This is a genomic window from Falsiroseomonas sp., assembly GCF_051859025.1.
In the GTDB taxonomy this organism is placed as follows: domain Bacteria; phylum Pseudomonadota; class Alphaproteobacteria; order Acetobacterales; family Acetobacteraceae; genus Falsiroseomonas.
Genome location: NZ_JBHYGL010000012.1, coordinates 329,592 through 351,264 on the forward strand (window position 1 = coordinate 329,592; position 21,673 = coordinate 351,264).

The window sequence follows — 21,673 nt, forward strand, 5'->3', positions numbered from 1 at the left end:
CCCAGAAGGATCCAGATCTGATGGAAATCGACATCCCCGAGGTGGTGGCCGAGGTCACTGCCGCCTTCCGGCGCTACGAGGTCGCGCTGGTGACGAATGACGTCGCCGTGCTGGACGAGCTGTTCTGGAACGACCCCCGCACCATCCGCTACGGCGCCGGGGAGATCCTGCATGGCTATGAGGAGATCATGGCCTTCCGCGCCTCCCGCCCCTCCGTCGGGCTGGAGCGGGAGCTGGTGCGGACCGTGATCACCACCCATGGCCGCGACTTCGCCACGGCGAATACCACCTTCTCCCGCAACGGCCGGATCGGCCGGCAGAGCCAGACCTGGGTGCGAATGCCGGAGGGCTGGCGCGTCGTCTCCGCCCATGTTTCCCTGATGCCCGCGGGCGGATGATGCGGGCGCAACGTCGGCGCGTTCCGTTCAATCGCGCGTGATGATGCGCTGCAATGATGGCTTGGCGGAGGGCGGCGGCGGCGGGCTGCGGTAAGGAGGAGGTTGGAAGCCGACCACGCCAAACCCCCTGTTCGAGAATCCGGCCCCTTGCCCACCCTCACGCCGAACCTCGCCCCGCCTGGCGTCTGCATGCTGGTGGACCCGGACCTGGCCTGGCTGCACCTGCTCTCCGATATCGGGACGGGGCTGGCCTATTTCTCGATCCCTGCGGCGCTGGTCGTCTTCGCGGTCCGCCGCCGGGACCTGGCCTATCCCTGGATCTTCGGGCTGTTCGCGCTGTTCATCATCGCCTGCGGCGCCACGCATCTCACCCATGCCTGGACCATGTTCCACCCGAACCCGCTGGCGGAGGGGCTGATCAAGGCCTTCTGCGCGGCCGTCTCCATCGCCACCGCCATCACGCTCTGGCCCCTGCTGCCCCGCCTGCTGGCGCTGCCCAGCCCGGCGGCGCTGGCGCGGGAGGTGGAGGAGCGCCGCGCGGCCGAAGCAAGGGCGCTGGACAGCGAGGCCCGGACCGCCGCCTTCATCACCAATCTGGCGGAGGCGCTGTTCGTCCTGCGGGTGGAACAGGGTGGCGCGGCCTTCGTGACCGAAACCGTCAACCCCGCCTATGAACGGCTCTTCGGCCTGCCGGCTGCGCAGGTGCTGGGGCGCGATGCGCAATCCGGCTTCATCCCCGGCATCACCGAACGCGTCCTGCCCCACTGGCGCCGCGCGGCGGAGACGGGGGAGGTGCAGCATTACGAGGTGGAGGCGGAGACGCCGAACGGCCACCGCGTGTGGCAGACCGTGCTGGTGCCGATGCGCAACGCGGATGGCCAGGTGGACCGGCTGCTGGGCAGCGCGCGGGACATCACGGAAACTAGGCGCCTGCAGGCCGGGCTGGTCGAATCGGCCCGGCTGGCCACCATCGGCACCATGTGCGCGGGCCTGGCGCATGAGACGAGCCAGCCGCTGAACGCCGCTTTGCTGTGGTTGCGCCATGCCCGGCAGGCCGCGACGGGGGCAGTGAACGAACAAGGCGCCCGGCTGATGGCGGCGATCGGCGTGGTGGAGGGCCAGTTGCGCCGGGCCGGGGACCTGGTCGGCCGCATCCGCGCCCTGGCGGCGGCGGAAGCCGGGGCGGCAGAAACCTTCGACGCCACGGGCGTGGTCGGCGCGGCGGTGTGGACCGCGGATGGGCAATATGCACCGGACGGCATCGCGCTGTCCTTCTCCGCCCCGCCTGGCGCCGTCGCGGTGACGGGAACGCCGGCCCGGCTCGAACAGGCGGTGCTGCACCTGCTGTCCAATGCCCGGGACGCGGTGCTGGAAGCCCGCGCCACCGGCGTCACCTCGCCCGCGCGGATCGCCGTATCCCTGCGGGAGGTCGGGCGGCGGGCGGTGATCGAGGTGCGGGACAATGGCCCGGGCGTGGCGGAGGCGTTGCGCCAGTCGATCTTCGATCCCTTCTTCACCACCAAGGACCCCGGCCATGGCAGCGGGCTCGGCCTGTCGCTGGCGGCGGCGGTGGCGCGCGGCATGGGCGGGGGCATTTCGGCCGCGAACCTGCCCGAGGGGGGGGCCTGCTTCACGATGACCCTGGCGCTTGCCGAACCCACCGTGGATGGGCTCGCTCCCCTCCCGGTCGCCTGCTGATGGCTTGCATGGCGCACCGGATACTCGTGGCGGAGGATGAGGGGCTCGCCGCCATGGCGATCGAGGATGAACTCCTCGCCCAGGGGTATGAAGTGGTGCTGGCCCCGGATGGCCAGGCGGCGATGGAGGCCGCGGCGCGCCAGCCGCCGGATCTGCTGCTGACGGATTTGCGGATGCCGCGGCTGGATGGCGCGGGGCTGATCCGCGCGCTGCGCGCCGCCAGGCCGGACCTGCCGGTGGTGGTGATGACGGGCTACGCGCCCGCCGGCGGCCAGGACGCCTTCCGGCGGGATGGGGAGGCGCCGGTGAGCCTGTTTTCCAAGCCGCTCGACATGGATGCGGTCCTGGCCGAATTGCGGCGCCTGCTACCCGGTTGACCGGCGCGGCCCCCGGGTGCGAATCCAGCGGGGCGCAGCACCGGGGAGGCAGGGCATGGCGGAAAGCGGGGCGGGATCGCCCTTCGCGGCATTCTCGCTCGAAGGGCGGGTCGCGCTGGTGACGGGTGCCTCCGGCGTGCTGGGCCGGCATTTCGCCCGAATCCTGCACGGGGCGGGCGCCCGCGTGGCGATGGGGGCGCGCAAGCCCGCCAGCCTGCGCGGCCTGGCGGAGGAGCTGGGGGAGGGCGCGCGCGCCGTGGCGCTGGATGTGACGGAGGATGCCTCCATCGCCGATGCGCTGGCCGTGACGGAACGCGCCTTCGGGCCGGTGGACATCCTGGTCAACAATGCCGGCATCGCCGCCACGCGGCCCTTCCTGGACCACACGGCGGAGGATTGGGACCAGGTGATGGCCGTGGACCTCCGCGGGGCCTTCGCAATGGGGCAGGCGGTGGCCCGGCGGATGGTGGCGGCGGGGAATGGCGGCAGCATCGTCAACATCGCCTCCATCCTGGCGGAGCGCGTCATCCCGGGCGTTGCCGGCTATTCCGCCGCCAAGGCGGCGCTGGTGCACCTGACGCGGCAGATGGCCGTGGAACTGGCGCGCCACCGCATCCGCGTGAACGCGCTGGCGCCCGGCTACATCGCCACCGAGATCAACCGCGACTTTTTCGCCAGCGAGGCCGGCCAGGCCGTGGTGAAGCGCATCCCGCAACGCCGCCTCGGCACGGTCGATGACCTGACCGGGCCGCTGCTGCTGCTGGCATCCGACGCCGGCGCCCATATGACGGGCAGCGTCGTCACCATCGATGGCGGCCATTCCGTCAACAGCCTCTGACCGGAGCACCCCGCATGGATTTTCGCCTGTCGCCCGACATCGTGGATGTGCAGACCCGCGTGCGCGCCTTCGTCGATGAAAGGCTGATCCCGCTGGAAGCGGACCGCGCCAATTACGACGAGCATGAGAACATCCACCCCGCTGTGCTGAAGCGGATGCGGGCGGAGGCGAAGGCGGCGGGACTCTGGGCCTTGCAGATGCCGAAGCATCGCGGTGGTGGCGGCCTGACCAAGATCGGCATGGCCGCCTGCTATGAGGAGATGAACCGATCCATCTTCGGCCCCGTCGTCTTCAACAGCGCCGCACCCGATGACGGTAACATGCAGGTGCTGGAGAAGGTGGGGACGGAGGCGCAGAAGACGCGCTGGCTGCAACCGATCGTCGATGGCGATGTGCAGTCATCCTTCGCGATGACGGAACCCGATGGCTGCGGCAGCGATCCCGGCCTGACCTACACCAAGGCGGAGCGCATCGGCAACGACCGTTGGCGCATCACGGGCCGCAAGCACTACATCACCGGCGCGGGGGAGTCGAAGCACTTCCTGCTGATCGCGCGCACCTCCGACGATGCGCGCAAGGGGCTGACCTGCTTCCTGTTCCATGCCGACCAGCCGGGGTGGGAGATTGTCCGCCGCATCCCGATCATGGGGCCGGAAGAGCATGGCGGGCATTGCGAATTGGCCTTTGATGGCCTGGAGATTCCCGACGAGAACGTGCTGATGGGCGTGGGCGACGGGCTGAAGGTGACGCAGATCCGCCTCGGCCCGGCGCGGTTGACCCATTGCATGCGCTGGCTCGGCATGGGCCGCCGCGCGCTGGAGATCGCGATGGAGCGCATCGCGACCCGCGAAAGCTTCGGGCAGAAGCTGATCGACCGGGAAAGCGTGCAGGGCCTGGTGGGCCAGGCGGCGATGGAGCTGGAGATCGGGCGCCTGCTGACCATGAAGGCGGCCTGGGTGCTGGACCAGGGCGGCTTCGCGCGGAAGGAGGTCTCCATGGCCAAGATCGTCGTGGCGGATGCGCTGCACAAGGCGGTGGATACCTCGCTGCAACTGCTCGGCGCGCGCGGCTATTCCAAGGATACGGTGGTGGAGTGGATGTATCGCTACGCCCGCCAGGCCCGCCTGGTGGATGGCGCGAGCGAGGTGCACCGCATGGTGCTGGCGAATTTCCTGCGGCGGGAGGGGCGCGACTTCTTCGAGTGGGGCGCGCATGGATGAGGAAAGGCTCCGCGCCTGGCTGGCGCGCGCAGCGGGCGATGACGGGCTTCGCATCACCGCGCTGAAGCGGCTGTCCGGCGGCGCCATCCAGCAGAACTGGGCGCTGGATGTGGAGACGCGGGAGGGTGCGGAGCGCTGGGTGCTGCGCACGGATGCGCCGGCCGTGCTGGCGGTGTCCCTGCCGCGCGCGGCGGAGTTCGCGCTGTTGCGGGCGGCGCGGGATGCGGGGGTGACGGTGGCGGCGCCGCTGTTCCTCTGCGAGGACACTGGCGTGATCGGCCGGCCGTTTTTCGTCATGGGGCGCGTGGACGGCATCGCCGCCGCGCATCGCGTGGTGAAGCAGGCGGCGCCTTACGGCGATGAGGTTGTTGCCGCGCTGGGCAGGGAACTCGCGCGCATCCATCGCATCGTGCCGCCGCGCGCGGATCTCGGCTTCCTCGGCGATCCGCCGGCGGATGCGGCGCGGGCGATGATCGCATCGATGCGGGCGAGGCTGGATGAGGCGCGCACGCCGCGGCCGGTGCTGGAATGGGGGCTACGGGCGCTGGAACGTCATGTGCCGGCGTCGGTCGCGCCCGTGCTCTGCCACCATGATTTCCGCACCGGCAACATCATGCTGGACGGCGCGCGGGTTTCCGCCGTGCTGGACTGGGAATTCGCTGCCTGGGGCGATCCCCATGCCGATCTCGGCTGGTTCTGCGCGAAGTGCTGGCGCTTCGGCGCGGTGGCGCGGGAGGCCGGTGGCATCGGTGCGCGGGAGGCCTTCTATGCGGGGTATGAGGCGGAGGCTGGTGTCGTGATCGACCGCGCCCGGATGCCGTGGTGGGAGCTGATGGCGACGATCCGCTGGGCCGTCATCGCGGCCGACCAGGCGGCGCGGCACCTCTCGGGCCAGGAACGCAGCCTGGAACTGGCGCTGACCGGGCATATCGTGCCTGAGTTGGAACTGGACGTGCTGGCGATGGTGGAGGCGCTGTGATGCTGGAAAAGCCCGACGGCGCGGACCTGCTGGCCACCGCGCGGGACGTGGTGTTGCTCGAGATTCTGCCGGCGCTGCCGCCGGAGAAGGCGATGGCGGCGCGGATGGTGGCGGCCGCGATCGCGCTGGCGCTGCGGGAACGGGATGCGGTGGCGCCGCCGATGCCGGATTTGGCCGCGCTGGCGGCGGCGATCCGCGCGGGGGCGCACGATCCCGGCACGCCGCACCACGACGCCACCGCAGCGCTGTTGCGGGACTATGCCCGTGCCCGCGCGGCGGTGAGCGCGCCGAAGGCGCTGGGCGCTACGGGCTGAACCGCGCGCCCTTGTGGCCATCCAGCCGTGGCGCCCCCGCTTTCGGCTGAGGGCGTTCGCCATCGAAGGACACCGGCAGGGCAGTTACGCAAAAGTCCTCGCCGGGTGGCGTGACCAGCATGCCGATGGCCTTGGCCTGCGGTTCCTCCAGCATTTCCGGGATGGTGTTGATCGGCGCGCAGGGCACGCCCGCCGCCACCAGCCGTTCCAGCCATTCCGCACGCGGGCGCTGGCGCATCGCGTCTCGCACCAGCGCCAGGCATTCGGCCTTGTTGGCCAGGCGCAGGCGGTTGGTGGCGAAGCGGGGGTCCTGCGGCCATTCGGGGTGGCCGAGTTCCGCGGCGAATTTCCGGAACAGCCGGTCATTCCCGCAGCACACCAGCAGCGGGCCGTCGGAAGCCTCGAAGCTTTCATAGGGCACGAAGCCGGGGTGGCCGCTGGCGTGGCGTTCCGGCAGCTTGCCCTGGTTCACATAGGCGCCGACCTTCTGGCCTGCCCAGAGGAACGCCGTCTCGAACAGCGATGTGTTCACCACGCAGCCGCGGCCGGTGCGGGCACGCTGTTGCAGCGCGGACAGCGCACCGATCACGGTCCACATGCCCGTACCCTGGTCCACGACGGAGGCACCCATGCGCACGGGCGGGCCATCCGGTTCACCGGTGATGGCGTTGAGGCCGGCGAAGGCCTGCAGCAGCGGCTCATAGCCCGGCCGGTCCTTCAGCGGCCCCTTGTGACCGAAGGCGCCCATGTTGCAGTAGATCAGCTGCTTGTGGCGCTCGGTCGTCGCATAGGGATCGAGGCCGAGTGCCTCCGGCACGCCGGGGCGCATGTTGTGGACGAGGATGTCGGCTTCATCGAGCAGCGCATGCAGCGCCGCCATGCCCGCTTCCGATTTCAGGTCCAGCGCGATGCTCCGCTTGCCGCGGTTGAACTCATGGAAATTGAAGGCATCGCCGTGGCGGAAGGCGACACCCATCTGGCGGGCGTCGTCGCCGCCCTCCGGCTTCTCCACCTTGATGACGTCGGCGCCCAGATCGGCGAAGATGGCGCCGGCGAAGGGGCCGGAGAGGACCTGGCCGATCTCGATGACCTTGATGCCAGCAAGAGGCCCGCTCATTCCGGCTGGATTCCGGCCTGGCGCGCCACACGGGTCCATTTCTCGATTTCCGCCAGGGTGAAATCGCGGAGATGGTCGGGCGAGCCTGTCAGCGGCTCCGTCGCATCGGCGCGCAGGCGCTCCGCCACGGCGGGCAGCGCCAGGATTTCCCGCAGCTTCGCGTTCAGCTGGTCCACGATCTCCCGCGGCGTGCCGGCCGTCGCATAGACCGCAGTCCAGGTACCCAGTTCGTAGCCCGGCAGGTTGCCGGCCTCCGCCACCGTCGGCAGGTCCGGCATGGCGGAGATGCGCGCGCCGGCGGTGACGGCCAGCGCGCGGACGCGCCCCTCCCGCACCTGCGGGATCGCGGTGGTGGTGTCGCAGAACATCAGCGGCAGGGTGCCGGAGATGACATCCGTGATGGCCTGCGGGTTGGCACGGTAGGAGACATTCTCCATGTCGATCCCCGCCATCGCCTTGAACATCTCCCCCGCCATGCGGCTGGACTGGCTGCCGCTGCCGAAGCTCAGCTTGCCGGGGTTGGCGCGGCCGTAGGCGATCAGCTCCGCGATGCTGCGGATGCCGAGATTGTTGTTGACCACGACGAGCATGGTGGAGACGCCGAGCAGCGCCACCGGTTCGAAATCCTTGATGGGATCATAGGGCAGGCGGCGGAACAGAGCGGGGTTGGAGCCATGCGTGGTGTTCGAGGTGAAGAGCAGCGTGTAGCCATCGCCGCGGGCACGGGCGACGGCCTCCGCCGCGATGAAGCCATTGGCGCCACCGCGATTATCCACCACGACGGGCTGGCCCCAATCCTGCGCCATGCGTTCGGCGAAGATGCGCGCCCGCAAATCCGTGGCGGCGCCGGCGGCGAAGGGGACGATGAAGCGGATGGGGCGTGAGGGGTAGCGTTCCTGGGCGAAGGCGGGCGTGGCCAGCAGCGGCAGCGCGAACAGCGAACGGCGGGCGATCATCACGCGGCCTCCCGCTTCGGCGCGCGGTACTTCGCCAGTGATCCCGCATGCATGACGCGGCCATTCAGGCGGCGGCCGATGATGCGTTCCGCCAGCTTCGCGCATTCCACCAGGGCTTCCAGGTCGATGCCCGTCTCGATGCCGAGTTCGTGGCACAGGAAGACCAGGTCCTCGGTGCAGACATTGCCGGCCGCGCCCGCATCGCCATGCGCCGCGAAGGGGCAGCCGCCCAATCCCGCCACGCTGCTGTCGAAGAAATCGACGCCCATGTCGAGCGCGGCCATGACATTGGCGGTGCCGATGCCGCGCGTGTCGTGCAGGTGCAGGCCGATCCGCACATCCGGCAGCGCATCCCGCACCATGCCGACCAGGCGGCGCGTCTGGTCCGGGTTGCCCCAGCCCATCGTGTCCGCCAGGAACACCGCCGGGAGCTTGTGGCCGCGTTCGGCACAGATCGAATGCGCGAACTTCGCCATCCCCACCACGCGATCGGGTGGGATGTCGCCTTCATAGTTGCAGCCGAAGGCGGCCATGATGATGGCAAATTCCGGCGCGATCCCGGCCTCGTCATACAATTCCAGCCAGCGCCGCTGGCGTTCAGCCATCTCCTGCGCCGTGCAGCCATTGTTCTTCAGCGCGAAGGCGTTGGAGGCATAGAGGGAGATCTTGCCGGAGAGGTCCACGCCGGGCGTGGCCTTGGCGCGGTGGAAGCCCTGTTCGTTCAGCCAGAGGCCGGCGTAGTGGACGCCCGGCTTCTTGCGGATGGCGGCGAAGAAGGCCTCGCTGTCGGCCATCTGGGGCACGGCCTTGGGGCTGACGAAGCTCGCGACCTGGATGTGGTGCAGGCCGGTCTCGGCCAGGGCCTCCACCAACTGCACGCGGCTCTCCAGCGGGAAGATGGTCTTCTCGATCTGGAAGCCCTCGCGCGGCCCTTCCTCCCGGAACTCCACGCGCTTCGGCCGGTCAGCCATGGCTATTTCCTCCTTGCTACTTGCCGGTATCGTCGCGCCGTTGGGCGCGCGGTTCAAGGCGCGGGGTGGATGGTGCCGGTGCAGGGACCGAAGCCGATACCGACGAAGCCGTCGCGGCGGGCGCGGGCCAGCAGCGTGACCTCGTCGCCATCCTCCAGGAAGCGGCGCGTCTCGCCGGAGGCCAGGGTCAGCGGTTCGCGGCCTCCCTTCGTGATCTCCAGCAGCGATCCGTAGCCCGAGACTTCCGTGGTGGAGATGGTGCCGGTGCCGCAGAGGTCGCCGGGGTTCAGGTTGCAGCCGCCGCTGGCGTGGTGCGCGACCAGCTGCGCGGGGGTCCAGTACAGCGCGCGGGCGTCGGACAGGCCGAGGCGATGCGGGGGCAGGCCCTGCGCCTTCAGCCCCGGCGTCACCAGCAGCACTTCCAACTCCAGCGCCATCGCGCCGCTGTCCTGGTCTGCCTGGTCCCAGAGGTAGGGCAGCGGCGCCGGGTCGCCCTCCGGCCGCTTCGCCTGCGCCACGCGGAAGGGCGCCATGGCTTCGGGGGTGATGATCCAGGGGCTGATGGTGGAGCAGAAGCTCTTCGCCAGGAACGGGCCGAGCGGCTGGTATTCCCAGCCCTGGATGTCCCGCGCGGACCAGTCGTTCAGCAGGCAGAAGCCGGCGATGTGGTCGCCGGCTGCACCGATGGGGATGGGTTCGCCGAGCTTGTTGCCGGGGCCGATCCAGATGCCGAGTTCGAGTTCGTAGTCGAGGTTGCGGGAGGGGCCGACGCTCGGCACCGTTTCGCTCGCCGGCTTCCGCTGGCCGTTCGGGCGCCGCACGGGGTGGCCCGACGGCACGATGGAGGAGGCGCGGCCGTGATAGCCGATGGGGACATATTTGTAGTTCGGCAGCAGGGGATTGTCGGGGCGGAACATGGCGCCGGCATTCATCGCGTGCTGGATGCCGGCGAAAAAATCAGTGTAGTCGCCGATCCGCGCGGGCAGGTGCATCGTGCAATCCGCGGCCGGGTGCAGCATCGGCGTCACCTGCGCCTCGAACCGCGAACCCGCTTCCAGCAGCGTGGACAATTGGGCGCGGAGCGCGCGGCGCGGGCCGGTGCCGAGCGCCAGCATGGCGTTCAGCGCGCCGCCCTTCGCGGCGCGGGCCGCGACATCGGCATCCCCGCAGAACAGGTGGGCCTCGGCCGCCGCCTCCAGGTCGAGGATCATGTCCCCGATCGCCACCCCCGCGCGCGGTGCGCCGCCAGGGGGCGAGAAGACCCCGAAGGGCAGGTTCTGGATCGGGAAATCCGTGTGGCCATTGGCGGAGGCCACGAAGGATTGCCGCGCCGCGTCATGCGTATCGTCGAGTGCCATGGTCGTTCCCCAAGCCGTTCCGCGCAGGGCAGCACAGCCCAGCCGTGGCGTGAAGTCCGCCCGTCTTGCCCACCGCGCCATCCCTTGCCACGCTGCGCCCCAACAGCGTCCGGATCCCCGCCATGAGCCTTCGCGGCAGCGCCTGCATCGTCGGTGCCTTCGAACATCCCACCCGCAAGGCGGAGGATAAATCCGTCGCGCAGCTGCATGCGGAGGTCGCCTGGGGCGCGCTGCAGGATGCGGGGCTGAGCAAGGACGACATCGACGGCTATGTCTGCGCCGGCGATGCACCGGGGCTCGGGCCGCTATCGATGATCGACTATATGGGCCTGGATCGCCTGAGCTACGCTGACAGCACCGACCTCGGCGGCTGTTCCTACATCGCGCATGTCGCGCATGCCGCGGCGGCCATCAAGCTGGGGCGCGCCAATGTCGTGCTGATCACGCTGGCGGGGCGGCCGCGCAGCGAGGGCCAGGCGGTCGGCACCGGCGCGCGGGCGCAGAATCCGTCCGTGCCGGACGATCAGTTCGAGATCCCCTTCACCAAGACGACGGGCACCAGCTACGCGCTGTGTGCCATGCGGCACATGCATGAATACGGCACCACCAGCGAACAGCTCGCCTGGATCAAGGTCGCCGCCAGCCACCACGCCCAGCACAACCCCCACGCCATGCTGAAGAAGGTGGTGACGGTGGAGGATGTGGTGAATTCGCCGATGGTGTCGGACCCGCTGCATCGCCTGGATTGCTGCGTCATCAGCGATGGCGGTGGCGCGCTGATCGTCACCAGGCCGGAGATCGCGCGCGACCTGAAGCGCCCGGTGGTAACGGTGCGCGGCACCGGGGAGACGGCGCAGGGCGAATTCGGCGGCTACCGCGACCTGACCAGCAGCGGTGCGGCACTGACCGGCGCGCGGGCCTTCGGAGAGGCCGGTGTGACGCCCGCGGACATCCGGTACGCGTCGATCTACGACAGCTTCACCATCACCGTGCTGATGCAGTTGGAGGATCTCGGCTTCTGCGCGAAGGGCGAGGGCGGAAAGTTCGTCTCCGACGGCAACCTCATCAGCGGGGTGGGGAAGCTGCCCTTCAACACGGATGGCGGCGGGCTCTGCAACAACCACCCAGCCAATCGCGGCGGCATGACCAAGGTGATCGAGGCGGTGCGGCAGCTGAGGGGCGAAGCGCACCCGGCGGTGCAGGTGAAGGACTGCAGCCTGGCGCTGGCGCATGGCACGGGGGGCTTGCTGGGCCACCGGCATGGCAGCGCGACCCTCATCCTGGAACGGGAGTGACACCCATGAGCGAGAAGCTCTTCGCCGCCCCCGTGGCCGATCCGACCAGCAAGGCCGTGTGGGAGGCAGCCCGAGAGGGAAAACTGCTGATCGGCCTCTGCCGGGATACGGGCCGGCATTTCTGGTACCCTCGCGGCGTCTCGCCCTTCACGCTGTCGCCCAATGTGGAACTGGTGGAGGCGAGCGGGGCGGGCACGATCTACAGCTACACCATCCTGCGCGCCGGTGGCCCGATTTGCGCGGCCTATGTGGAACTCGCGGAAGGCCCGCGGCTGTTTACCAACATCGTGGATTGCGAGCTCGAAGCGGTGCGCATCGGCGCCAAGGTGCGGCTGGTGTTCAAGGCCAGCGAGCATGATGGCCCGCCCGTTCCCTGCTTCACCCTGGTCTGACGCTGATCAGGGCAGGGACAGGCCCAGCGCCCAGGCCATGATCCCCGCGCCGGCGGTCAGCCCGGCGGTGCTGCTGGCGCGGTGCCATTGCATGGGGATCGCGGCCTGGACCCAACCGGCGACGCCCAGCATCAGGCCCCACAGCAGCGGCACGCCCAGCAGCCAGGCACCCATCAGGATCAGCGCCGCGATGGCGGTGCGGTTGGCGATATGCTGGCCGCCGAACCGATACCAATCCCCGGCGACAAGTCCGGCCACCACCACCCAATACGCCATGCGCTGATCCGCCCCGTCGGAGGCGGCGCAACGTTCGAAGCGGCCAGGGGTGGCATCACCGGGCGATCACGCCCGCGGGGGTTACATCCCGGGACTGCGCGCAGCCTCCGGCACCGTGCGGTCGGTGCAGGATTGCGGGCTGGCGCGGCAGGCGGAGGCCGCGCTGCGCGCTACCTGGTCGGTCGTGCAGGCCGCCAGTGCCAGCAGGGCTAGCATCGTGATCAACGGCCGCATGACGTTCCTCCTCAGTTGAACAGCGTGGAGACCGAGCTTTCCTCGCTGATGCGCTTCATCGCCTCCGCCAGCAGGGGGGCGATGGTCAGCTGCTTGATGTTGCGGCTGACGCGCACGGCTTCGGTGGCCAGGATGCTGTCCGTGACGATCATGTGCTCGATCGCCGCGGCGCCGACGCGGGCCACCGCGCCGCCGGAGAAGACGCCGTGCGTGACGTAGACGCTGGCGGACTTCGCGCCGTTCTTCAGCAGCGCCTCGGCGGCGTTGCAGAGGGTGCCGCCGGAATCCACGATGTCGTCCACCAGGATGCAGTGCCGGCCCTCGACCTCACCGATCACGTTCATCACTTCCGACACGCCGGCGCGGGGGCGGCGCTTGTCGATGATGGCGAGGTCGGTGTGGATGCGCGCCGCGATGGCGCGGGCGCGGACCACGCCGCCGACGTCGGGGGAGACGACCATCAGGTCGCGGCCCGCGAAACGCTCCTGGATGTCGCGCGCGAAAAGCGGCGCGGCGAAGAGGTTATCCACGGGGATGTCGAAGAAGCCCTGGATCTGGGCTGCGTGGAGATCCATCGTCAGCACGCGGTTGGCGCCGGCCGCGGTGATGAGGTTCGCCACCAGCTTGGCGGAGATCGGCGTGCGGGGGCCCGATTTCCGGTCCTGCCGCGCATAGCCGAAATAGGGGATGACCGCCGTGATGCGCCGCGCGCTGCCGCGCTTCAGCGCGTCCAGCATGATCAGCAGTTCCATCAGGTTGTCGTTCGCGGGGTAGCTCGTGGACTGGACCACGAAGACATCCTCGCCGCGGACGTTCTCATGGATCTCGCAGAAGATCTCCATATCCGCGAAGCGGCGGACGGAGGCCTGGGTGAGCGGGATGCCCAGCGCCGATGCCACCGCCTCGGCAAGCGGGCGGTTGCTGTTGCAGGCGATGATCTTCATGCGACACGAACCCCGGGGGCAAGGGAGGGTGGCGCGCCGGAAACCCGCCCGCCGCGACGGGCGGGTTGGTAGCAACGTGACGGTTGGGTGTCCATCGCGGGCGGATGACGCCCACGCATGGCGGCCCCTCCGCCGGGGCCGCCCCTCCGCCAGGGCCTATCGCCGGGCGCGGGCCGGTGGCGGTACCGAGGCCGGTGGGGGCGCGGGCGCGCTGGCCGGCGCGGCCGGGCGGGCGCCGATACCGCCGGCGTTGAACACCACGTCCCGAACGCCCCCGGCCGCTTCCTCCGCCACCACGAAGGCGACGTCGCCCCACAGGCCGTTCAGCGTGCCGGCCGGCACCTCGTTCAGCTGCGCGACGCGGCCGAGGTCCTGGCCATCCCGGCGGGAGACGGTCCAGACGATCTCCACCCGCTGCATGCCGCGGCCGGCAGGGGCCATCGTCACCTCGCCGGAGACGGCGAAATCGGCGCCCGCGGCCTGGTCCTGCACCTGGAAGCCCAGCGCCGCCAGGCTGTCCTTCATCTTCGCGGTCAGGCTGCGGTTGCCATCGCCAGGCGCGCCGCGCACCGGCAGCAGGCGCATCACCGGCGCGCCCGATCCGGCGGCGCGTTCGTCACCGGTGCGGGCCTGCGCCTCGATGCGGGAGAGGAGGTCCGCCAGCCTCGGCGCGGCTTCCGCGGCGATGCGGGCGAAGAGCTGCGCGTTGCCATCCGCCCAGTCGCGCGCCGGCACGGGGCGGCCGACCAGCATGCCGAGCGCGACGCCATCCCCGCTGGTCAGGGCGAAGCGGGGTGTAATGACCGCGCCTTCGCGCTCCACGCCGACCACCAGCTGCCAGTCCAGCGGCAGGGCAGGGCCGGCCACGGCCGGGATTTCCTGCGCCACCAGGGCTTCCGCCATGGCGGTCGCGAGGGATGCGGCATCGGCATCCGTCAGCATGGCCTGGGGGGATGGCGGGATGGCCAGGCGATAGCCCGGCGGGCGGCGCAGCTGCCGCGCCACCTGGCCGGGACGGCCGCGGAAGGGCTGGGGCAGGTCACCGCAGGCGGCCAGGGCCAATGGCACCAGGGCGGCCAGGAAGGCGCGCCGGGGGCGCGCGCTACGCGATGACACAGGAAACCAGCATGGTCAGCATCATCAACACCATGAACATGACGACGTAGGGCATGGCCTCACCGTGGCAGCGCGATGGCGGAGAGTTGGTGTCCGATCGGCCCGCCGCCAGCGAGCGTCCGGCGGCGATGGCTGAAGAAGCGATCCTCCTCCGCCAGTGTATCGACCATCAGGGCGCGGGCTTCCCCGGCCCCGGCGGCGGCCAACCTTGCCACGCAATAGCCCGCCAGGTCGAACTGCCAGCGATCCTCCCGCCGGCCGGTCGCGAAGAAGCGGGCATCGGCGGCGTTGTGGGCCAGGACCTTGTCCCGCAGATCGGGGCCGACCTCGTAGCTCGCCTGGCCGATGCAGGGGCCGACCAGGGCGGCGATGCGGGCTCGGCGGGCGCCCATTCCCTCCATCGCGTCGATCGTGGCTTCCAGCACCCCGGCCACGGCACCGCGCCAGCCCGCATGGGCGGCGCCGATCACGCCGGCCCCCGCATCCGCGAAGAGCACCGGCGCGCAATCCGCGGTGACGATGGAGAGCACCTGGCCGGGCCGGTCCGTCACCGCCGCATCGGCGCGGGGGCGGGTGCTGTCGTCCCAGGGCGCGCGGCCATCGGCCACCGCCACGCCATGCACCTGGTACAGGCCCAGCATCTCCCCCGGCGCCGCGCCCAGCACGCCGGCGGCGGCGGCGCGGTTGCGGCGCACCGCCTCCGGATCGTCGGGGGAGGAGAGGGAGCAGTTGAGCGAGGCGAAGGCGCCGGAGGAGACGCCGCCCTGCCGGGTGAAGAAGGCGTGCGGCAGCGGCAGGGCGCCGGTCAGGTAGCCGGGGTTCATGCGGTCTCGAATCCGGGCAGGGGGAGCAGACGAGGGTCGCAGAGGGCCAGGGCCTTGAACAGGCGGCCCATGCCCTCCGCCGCCACCAGGCGCTCGGCGCCGGACAGGATGTCCCCGGCCAGGCGCGGGCGGGATTGGGCGAGCATGGCGGCGCGCGTCATCAGGCCGAGGCGCTGGAGGAACAGCCCCTGCGGCAGCGGCCCCTGCGCGGCGCCGCCGGCCTGGCGCGCCACGGCGGCGAGGGCGGCGAAATCGACATGGGCGGTCAGGTCCACCGTGCCGGGATCGGCCAGGGGATCGATGCCGCCCCGCTGGCCGGAGACGGCCTGGAGGCTTTCGCCCAGGCAGGATTCCGCCGGGCCGTAATCCAGGAACAGCGCCGCGCCGCCCTGGGCGGACAGGCGGGCGGCCAGGGATGCGATGATGGTTTCGGCGGGCTCGCAGACCTCCCGCACCGCGCCCTCCGGCGCCTCCCCCTGCCGGGCCGGCGGGTCGGCGGCGGGGAGTTCGTGAAAGGCGCCATCGGCGACATGGCGTTCCGCCCAGCCATCGCCCCGGCGCACGAATTGCCGGATCGGCAGGGCGTCGAGGAATTCATTGGCCAGCAGCAGCATCGGGCCGGGCGGGATCGTCGAGAGATCGTCATGCCATTCGGTGACGGCATCGCCCAGGGCGCGGCGCTGCGCATCCCGGAGGGCTGGTGAGGTTTCGACCAGGTGCAGCCTGAGCGCGGCCCGGAAGGCGGGGGCCACATCGCTCGCGGCGCGCAGCGCATCGGCCATCAGCGTGCCGCGGCCGGGGCCGCATTCCACCAGCAGCACGGGATCGGGGCGGCCCATCCGGTCCCAGACCACGGCGGCCCAGGCGCCCAGCACCTCCCCGAAGGCCTGGCTGATCTCGGGCGCCGTGGTGAAGTCGCCGCCCCGGCCGAAGGGGGTGGCGGGGCGTGCGTAATAGGCCGCGACCGCACGGGCCATGAAGCGGTCGAGGCGTTCCATTCCGCCGCCCGTCACGCCGTCGCGGCGCGCTTCGACCGGGTGATCAGGAACAGCCCCACCGCGATCATCGGCAGCGACAGCAACTGCCCCATGGTGGCGCCGGCGAAGAGGAAGCCGAGATGCGCGTCCGGCTGGCGGAAGAACTCGCCGATGAAGCGCGCCACGCCATAGCCCGCCAGGAAGGTGCCGGTCAGGAAGCCCGGCCTGTCCCGCAGCGCGGGGCTGCGGACCAGCAGTTGCAGCAGGACGAACAGGACGATCCCCTCCATCCCCGCCTGGTAGAGCTGGCTGGGGTGGCGCGGTTCCGGCCCGCCGGTCGGGAAGGCCATGGCCCAGGGCACGTCGCTGGCGCGGCCCCAGAGCTCGCCATTGATGAAGTTGGCGACGCGGCCGAAGAACAGGCCGATCGGCACGACCGGCGCGATGCGGTCCCCGAAGGCCAGCGGGCTGAGGCCCTGGCGGCGGCAGAACCAGACGGCGGCGACGATGACGCCCAGCATGCCGCCGTGGAAGGACATGCCGCCCTGCCAGACATACAGCGCCTCATGCGGCGCGGTGATGTAGTAGCCGGGGCGGTAGAACAGCACGTAGCCGAGCCGCCCGCCGAGGATGACGCCGAGCGTCGCCCAGGTGACGAAATCATCAACCTGTTCCTGGCTGGCGATGCGCGGCGCCAGCGCCACCATGCGCCGCGCCAGCATCCAGCCCAGCACGATGCCGGCGATATAGGCCAGCGCGTACCAGCGAAGGGCGAAGGGACCGATCTCGATCAGCACGGGATCGATCATCGGGAAGGGCAAGGCGAGCAGCATCAAGCCCTCAGCGATGTGGATCGGGTTGCATCAGGAAATCGCGGACATAGCGGCCGACGCCGTCTTCCAGCGAGGTCGCCGGCCGGTCGAAGCCCGCCGCGCGCAGCTTCGCCATCGGCGCCTCCGTGAAGTACTGGTACTTGCCGCGGAGGTCGGCGGGCATGTCGATGAACTCGATCCGCTCCTGCTCCCTCATTCCCGCGAACATGGCGCGCACCAGGTCGAGGAAGCTGCGGGCCTGGCCGGAGCCGATGTTGAACAGGCCGCTGGCCTGCGGGTTGTCCAGCAGCCAGAGCATGGCGGCGACGCAGTCATCCACATGGACGAAGTCGCGCATCTGCTCCCCATCCGCCACGCCGTCGCGGTCGGACCGGAACAGCCGCGCGGGGGCGCCGCCGCGGGCTTCGTGAAACTTGTGGAAGACGACGCTGGCCATGCGGCCCTTGTGGTATTCGTTGGGGCCATAGACGTTGAAGAAGCGCAAGCCCGCCCATTGCGGCGGCGCCGGCACGCCACGGTCCAGCATATCCGCCACCCGGCGATCGAAGGCGAGCTTCGACCACCCATAGAGGTTGAGCGGGCGGAGCGCCGCCAGCGCGCCCATCGCATCGTCATCCGCGAAGCCCTGCGCGCCATCGCCATAGGTGGCGGCGGAGGAGGCGTAGATCAGCGGGATGCCGCGTTCGGCGCAGACGGCCCAGAGCCAGAGCGGCAGCGTGAAGTTGGTGGCGGCCACCAGATCGCCATCCGTGGCGGTGGTGGCGCTGATGGCACCCATGTGGAAGACGGCGTCCACCACCGGGTCCTCGGACCAGAAATCCTCCAGCTCCTCGGGCGGCAGGATGCCGGCGATGGGGTGCTTGGCGATGTTGCGCCACTTCTCCCGCCCCGGCTCCCCCTGGCGCAGGCGGTCCACCACCATCACTTCCTCACCGCGGTCACAGAGGGCGGCGACGAGGTTGGAGCCGATGAAACCGGCGCCGCCCGTGACCAGATACATCGGCGGTTGTCCTCTCGCCTCGCGGCTTGATCTGTGGGCCCGGGCGCGGCAAGGGCCGCGCGTGCCGGCCGGTATAGGGCGCGGCTTCGGGATGCGTATAGGCCGCGAATGGCCGTGCGGGACAGTGGCGGTTTCAGCCTTCGGGAGTGTCGTGATGAGCAGCGGAACGGGTTCGACGGGTGGTGCCGGTGGAGCGCCAGGTGGCGCGCCGGGTGGCGGCAAGCGGGGGATCTTCGATGACCTCGCCGGCATGGCGGGCGGCGCCTTCAGCGTCCTGGCCGGCGCCCGGCAGGAAGCGGAGGCGATGGGCCGCGCGCAGATGGACGCCATGGTCCAGCGCCTGGACCTGGTGAAGCGGGAAGACCTGGACGCCGCGCTGGAAGTGGCGCGCCGGGCGCGGGAACAGGCGGAGACGCTGGAGGCGCGAATCGTGACCCTCGAAGCCCGCATCGCGGAGATCGAGGCGCGGATCGCCCGGACCCACCCGCCGGAAAGCGACCCGGTTGGCACGCCCAGCGGCGACTGATCAGGCGGGTCCGGGCATCGGCTGGGACGCCATGCCCGGATTCGTCCACAACTCTTTGGCGGGCTTCGCGGAACCGACGCTTGCAGCCGCGTTTTGCGGTTGCGTAGTCTACCCCTAGTGGCGATTCGGGGTGCCAGACCCCCTATACCTTGGGGTCGGGCTTCCCGATCGGGCGAAGGAGGTGCCGCGATGTCCGCCTATCTCGGTTACGAGGAACGCGACCGGTCCGCGAATCCCCTCGATGTGCTGGAACAGATCGTCGCCGCCAATGAATGGACCTTCGACCGCCGCTCCGACAGCGAGATGGCGGCGGAGGCGCCCGGCAAATGGTGCGACTACGGCCTCTATTTCTCCTGGTCGCATGAGATCAGCGCCATGCATTTCTCCTGCACCTTCGACCTGAAGGTGCCGGCGGGGAAGCGGGAGAGGCTGTTCGAGCTGCTGGCCCTGGCCAATGAGAAGCTCTGGATCGGCCATTTCGGCATCGACAGCGACGATGGCGTGCCGGTGTTCCGCCATTCCGTGCTGCTGCGCGGCGCGCCAGGTGCCTCAGCCGAGAGCCTGGAGGACATGGTCGACATCGCCATCACGGAATGCGAGCGCTTCTTCCCGGCCTTCCAGTTCGTCCTCTGGGGCGGCAAGGCGCCGGCGGATGCGCTGCAGGCGGCGATGCTGGATTGCGTGGGCGAAGCCTGAAGGGCTGAGTCTTGCCGCCGGGGGCGGGGCGGGGGACAAATCCTCCCATGACCGACACCCTTCCCCCCCTTCTCCTAATCGGCTGCGGCAAGATGGGCGGCGCCATGCTCGCGGGCTGGCGGGAACGCGGGCTGGGGGAGACGATCATCGTCGATCCCTTCGCCACCGGCCCCTTCCCGGGCGCCACCCTGCTGCGGGACGCGGCCGAGATCCCGGCGGGCTTCGCCCCCGCCGCCGTGATCCTGGCCACCAAGCCGCAGGAAGCGCCGGCTACCCTGCCGCTGCATGCGCGCTTCGCGGGCTCGGCGGTCTTCGTCTCCATCATGGCGGGCAAGACGGTGGCCTTCATGCAGGGGCTGCTCGGCGCTGGTTCCGCCGTGGTGCGCGCCATGCCGAACACGCCGGCCGCGGTGCGCCAGGGCTTCACCGTCGCCTATGCCGCGCCCGGCGTTTCCGCCGCGCAGCGCGCGCTGGCCGATACGCTGCTCGGCGCGACCGGGGAGATCGCCTGGGTGGAGGAGGAAGGGCTGCTCGACCCCGTCACGGCGGTGTCCGGCGGTGGCCCGGCCTATGTCTTCCTGCTGGCGGAGCTGCTGGAACGCGCGGCGGTGGAACAGGGCATCCCGGCCGACCTGGCGCGCCGCATGGCCCGCAGCACCGTGGCGGGTTCCGGCGCCCTGCTGGCGGCGAGCGCGGAGGATGCCGCGCAGCTTCGGAAGAACGTCACCAGCCCCAAGGGGACGACGGAGCGCGCGCTGGCGGTGCTGATGGAGGAGAAGGCCTGGCCGGACCACATCTCCCGCGCCATCGCGGCCGCCACGGCGCGGTCACGCGAACTCGCGGGGTAGGTCCGGGGGACACGTGGCTGCGGGCGTACTCGGCGGCGTCTTTCCGCGCCTGGAGCGTTGGGGCCAGGGCACCGATGGGACCCCATCGCCGCCCCGCCCCCGCAGTGATCCCCCGGCTGGCAGGCACGAAAATCCACTCGCCGACTGCCTCCCAGGCCAAATGTCCACCGGCCCTAGATTCCCATTGGCGAGCGCGCCCGGCGCCCCCACCATCAGGGGCATGGACACGCCCGGCACCCCTGATTCCCGCCTTCTCGATGGCCTCTTCGCCGTGATCGCGGATCACGGCTGGCGGGGCGTCACCCTTGGCCGCCTGGCCACTGCCTCCGGCATCCGTGCCGGGGAGCTGGCGCGGCGCTTCCCCTCGCGCCTCGATCTGCTGCGGCTGCATGCCGATGCGGTGGCGGACAGCGTGGCCGTCGGCACCGTGCCGGGCCAGGGCGGCACGCCGCGGGACCGGCTGTTCGACGTGCTGATGCGCGGCATCGATGCGCTGGTGCCGCACCGCGCCGGGATGCTGCGCCTGGCGGATGACATGTGGCGGGACCCCGTGCTGGCTGTCGCCATGGGCCCTGTCCTGCACCGGACCATGCAGCGCTTCCTGGATGCGGCGGAGCTGGATTCGGCGGGGGTGCAGGGCAACCTCCGCGCCGCCGGCCTCACGGGGGTCTGGTTCGCCACCGTGCGCGCCTGGTCGAAGGACGAGACGCAGGACATGGCGCCGACCATGGCCGCGCTGGACAAGGCGCTGGACCGGGCGGAGCAGACGGCGCGAAGCCTGAACCTGGAGGCGGGCGACATGGCCGCGCCGCCGGAGGCCGACCCGCTCTGAGGTCGACCTTTCCCATTTTTGTGCAGTGCACAAAAAACGCTGTCATGCCCGTTCGGTGTAGCTTATAGAGCGGCCCATCGAACCAATCCTGAGGAGCGCGTCCCGATGTCCGATCGCTTTGGCATGAAGCCCGACGAGATGATGAAGATGCTGGCCGAATTCCGCCTGCCGGCGATGCCGGACATGGAGGGCCTGGCCCAGGCCCAGCGCCGGAACCTGGAGGCGTTGTCCGCCGCCAACCGCATCGCGCTGGAAGGCGCGCAGGCCGTTGCCCGCCGTCACATGGAGATCATGCAGGCCTCGATGGCCGAGATGACGGACGCGATGCGTTCCATGGCGACGAATGAGAGCCCCCAGGCCCGTGCCGCCAAGCAGGCCGAGATGCTGAAGGGCGCCTATGAGAAGGCGGTCGCGAACATGAAGGAGGTCGCCGACCTCATCCAGAACAGCAATGCCGAGGCGCTGGGCCTGCTGAACAAGCGTTTCGCCGAGGCGATGGACGAGGTGAAGAGCCTCGTCGCCAAGGGCGCGGGGAAGTAGTTTCTTCGCCAAGGGCGCGGGGAAGTAGTTTCTTCGCCAAGGGAGCGGGGAAGTAGGTTCGACTGCTCCCTCCCCCGCGCTTGCGGGGGAGGGCCGTGGTCGGGGTCGCGCGCC

At 70.4% G+C, this 21,673-nt stretch carries 26 protein-coding genes; 14 read left to right on the forward strand and 12 right to left on the reverse strand.

From position 1 onward, the window contains the following. The first annotated feature begins 20 nt into the window (after positions 1-20). The 7 genes from hpxZ (at position 21) to ACTIE5_RS13755 (ending at position 5,824) form a co-directional block, all read left to right on the forward strand. Entirely contained in the window at positions 21-398 is a 378-nt protein-coding gene (gene hpxZ / locus ACTIE5_RS13725; protein ID WP_439550266.1) for an oxalurate catabolism protein HpxZ, read from the forward strand. Positions 399-545: 147 nt separating this feature from the next. Next, entirely contained in the window at positions 546-2,096 is a 1,551-nt protein-coding gene (locus ACTIE5_RS13730; RefSeq protein WP_439550267.1) for a sensor histidine kinase, read from the forward strand. Between the two features lie 8 nt (positions 2,097-2,104). Further along, complete coding sequence (locus ACTIE5_RS13735) at positions 2,105-2,473, forward strand: response regulator (protein WP_439550268.1); 369 nt, start codon at positions 2,105-2,107, stop codon at positions 2,471-2,473. A 55-nt stretch (positions 2,474-2,528) separates the two neighbouring features. Further along, positions 2,529-3,311, forward strand: a complete 783-nt coding sequence (locus tag ACTIE5_RS13740; RefSeq protein WP_439550269.1) for an SDR family NAD(P)-dependent oxidoreductase — start codon at positions 2,529-2,531, stop codon at positions 3,309-3,311. Positions 3,312-3,325: 14 nt separating this feature from the next. Beyond that, positions 3,326-4,531 carry an acyl-CoA dehydrogenase family protein gene (locus tag ACTIE5_RS13745; protein ID WP_439550270.1) on the forward strand — a complete coding sequence of 402 codons (1,206 nt, stop codon included), beginning with the start codon at positions 3,326-3,328 and terminating at the stop codon, positions 4,529-4,531. Beyond that, a complete protein-coding gene (locus tag ACTIE5_RS13750) occupies positions 4,524-5,510 on the forward strand; it encodes a phosphotransferase family protein (protein ID WP_439550271.1) in 987 nt (328 codons plus the stop codon). Before ACTIE5_RS13745 ends, ACTIE5_RS13750 begins: the two co-directional genes overlap by 8 nt. Next, entirely contained in the window at positions 5,510-5,824 is a 315-nt protein-coding gene (locus ACTIE5_RS13755) for a hypothetical protein (protein WP_439550272.1), read from the forward strand. Before ACTIE5_RS13750 ends, ACTIE5_RS13755 begins: the two co-directional genes overlap by 1 nt. Here ACTIE5_RS13755 and ACTIE5_RS13760 read toward each other — a convergent pair. From ACTIE5_RS13760 to fahA, 4 genes are read right to left on the reverse strand one after another with little or no spacing between them, the layout of a single operon-like run. Continuing rightward, entirely contained in the window at positions 5,814-6,941 is a 1,128-nt protein-coding gene (locus tag ACTIE5_RS13760; RefSeq protein ID WP_439550273.1) for a CaiB/BaiF CoA transferase family protein, read from the reverse strand. The genes ACTIE5_RS13755 and ACTIE5_RS13760 overlap by 11 nt on opposite strands. Continuing rightward, on the reverse strand, positions 6,938-7,897 hold the full coding sequence (locus tag ACTIE5_RS13765) for a Bug family tripartite tricarboxylate transporter substrate binding protein (RefSeq protein WP_439550274.1): 960 nt from the start codon (positions 7,895-7,897) through the stop codon (positions 6,938-6,940). The genes ACTIE5_RS13760 and ACTIE5_RS13765 overlap by 4 nt, the downstream gene beginning before the upstream one ends. After that, entirely contained in the window at positions 7,897-8,868 is a 972-nt protein-coding gene (locus ACTIE5_RS13770) for a hydroxymethylglutaryl-CoA lyase (protein ID WP_439550275.1), read from the reverse strand. The genes ACTIE5_RS13765 and ACTIE5_RS13770 overlap by 1 nt, the downstream gene beginning before the upstream one ends. Before the next feature lie 53 nt (positions 8,869-8,921). After that, entirely contained in the window at positions 8,922-10,226 is a 1,305-nt protein-coding gene (gene fahA / locus ACTIE5_RS13775) for a fumarylacetoacetase (RefSeq protein ID WP_439550276.1), read from the reverse strand. A 122-nt stretch (positions 10,227-10,348) separates the two neighbouring features. Between fahA and ACTIE5_RS13780 the strand changes: the two genes are divergently transcribed. Further along, entirely contained in the window at positions 10,349-11,521 is a 1,173-nt protein-coding gene (locus ACTIE5_RS13780) for a thiolase domain-containing protein (RefSeq protein ID WP_439550277.1), read from the forward strand. Positions 11,522-11,526: 5 nt separating this feature from the next. Next, positions 11,527-11,913: a Zn-ribbon domain-containing OB-fold protein gene (locus ACTIE5_RS13785; protein WP_439550278.1), complete on the forward strand. Its 387-nt coding sequence runs from the start codon at positions 11,527-11,529 to the stop codon at positions 11,911-11,913. A 6-nt stretch (positions 11,914-11,919) separates the two neighbouring features. Here the strand turns inward: ACTIE5_RS13785 and ACTIE5_RS13790 are convergent, their stop codons facing one another. The 8 genes from ACTIE5_RS13790 to rfaD form a co-directional block, all read right to left on the reverse strand. Next, complete coding sequence (locus ACTIE5_RS13790; protein WP_439550279.1) at positions 11,920-12,189, reverse strand: hypothetical protein; 270 nt, start codon at positions 12,187-12,189, stop codon at positions 11,920-11,922. An 81-nt stretch (positions 12,190-12,270) separates the two neighbouring features. After that, complete coding sequence (locus ACTIE5_RS13795) at positions 12,271-12,423, reverse strand: hypothetical protein (RefSeq protein WP_439550280.1); 153 nt, start codon at positions 12,421-12,423, stop codon at positions 12,271-12,273. 11 nt (positions 12,424-12,434) lie between these two features. Then, on the reverse strand, positions 12,435-13,367 hold the full coding sequence (locus ACTIE5_RS13800) for a ribose-phosphate pyrophosphokinase (RefSeq protein WP_092961128.1): 933 nt from the start codon (positions 13,365-13,367) through the stop codon (positions 12,435-12,437). A 156-nt stretch (positions 13,368-13,523) separates the two neighbouring features. Then, positions 13,524-14,483 (reverse strand): hypothetical protein, encoded by a 960-nt coding sequence (locus tag ACTIE5_RS13805; RefSeq protein WP_439550281.1) that lies wholly within the window; start codon positions 14,481-14,483, stop codon positions 13,524-13,526. A 59-nt stretch (positions 14,484-14,542) separates the two neighbouring features. Further along, positions 14,543-15,307, reverse strand: coding sequence for a polyphenol oxidase family protein (locus ACTIE5_RS13810; protein ID WP_439550282.1), 765 nt, complete (start codon positions 15,305-15,307; stop codon positions 14,543-14,545). After that, positions 15,304-16,305 carry a class I SAM-dependent methyltransferase gene (locus tag ACTIE5_RS13815; RefSeq protein WP_439550283.1) on the reverse strand — a complete coding sequence of 334 codons (1,002 nt, stop codon included), beginning with the start codon at positions 16,303-16,305 and terminating at the stop codon, positions 15,304-15,306. The genes ACTIE5_RS13810 and ACTIE5_RS13815 overlap by 4 nt, the downstream gene beginning before the upstream one ends. 11 nt (positions 16,306-16,316) lie before the next feature. Continuing rightward, a complete protein-coding gene (gene lgt, locus ACTIE5_RS13820; RefSeq protein WP_439550284.1) occupies positions 16,317-17,117 on the reverse strand; it encodes a prolipoprotein diacylglyceryl transferase in 801 nt (266 codons plus the stop codon). Between the two features lie 7 nt (positions 17,118-17,124). Continuing rightward, complete coding sequence (rfaD, locus tag ACTIE5_RS13825; protein ID WP_439550285.1) at positions 17,125-18,117, reverse strand: ADP-glyceromanno-heptose 6-epimerase; 993 nt, start codon at positions 18,115-18,117, stop codon at positions 17,125-17,127. Between the two features lie 154 nt (positions 18,118-18,271). Between rfaD and ACTIE5_RS13830 the strand changes: the two genes are divergently transcribed. The 5 genes from ACTIE5_RS13830 (at position 18,272) to ACTIE5_RS13850 (ending at position 21,559) form a co-directional block, all read left to right on the forward strand. Beyond that, positions 18,272-18,643, forward strand: a complete 372-nt coding sequence (locus ACTIE5_RS13830; protein ID WP_439550286.1) for an accessory factor UbiK family protein — start codon at positions 18,272-18,274, stop codon at positions 18,641-18,643. 189 nt (positions 18,644-18,832) lie between these two features. Continuing rightward, positions 18,833-19,339: a YbjN domain-containing protein gene (locus ACTIE5_RS13835; protein WP_439550287.1), complete on the forward strand. Its 507-nt coding sequence runs from the start codon at positions 18,833-18,835 to the stop codon at positions 19,337-19,339. Between the two features lie 47 nt (positions 19,340-19,386). Continuing rightward, entirely contained in the window at positions 19,387-20,187 is an 801-nt protein-coding gene (gene proC, locus ACTIE5_RS13840) for a pyrroline-5-carboxylate reductase (RefSeq protein ID WP_439550288.1), read from the forward strand. A gap of 220 nt (positions 20,188-20,407) precedes the next feature. After that, positions 20,408-21,019, forward strand: coding sequence for a TetR family transcriptional regulator (locus ACTIE5_RS13845; protein ID WP_439550289.1), 612 nt, complete (start codon positions 20,408-20,410; stop codon positions 21,017-21,019). A 105-nt stretch (positions 21,020-21,124) separates the two neighbouring features. After that, positions 21,125-21,559, forward strand: coding sequence for a phasin family protein (locus tag ACTIE5_RS13850; protein WP_439550290.1), 435 nt, complete (start codon positions 21,125-21,127; stop codon positions 21,557-21,559). Positions 21,560-21,673 lie beyond the last annotated feature (114 nt).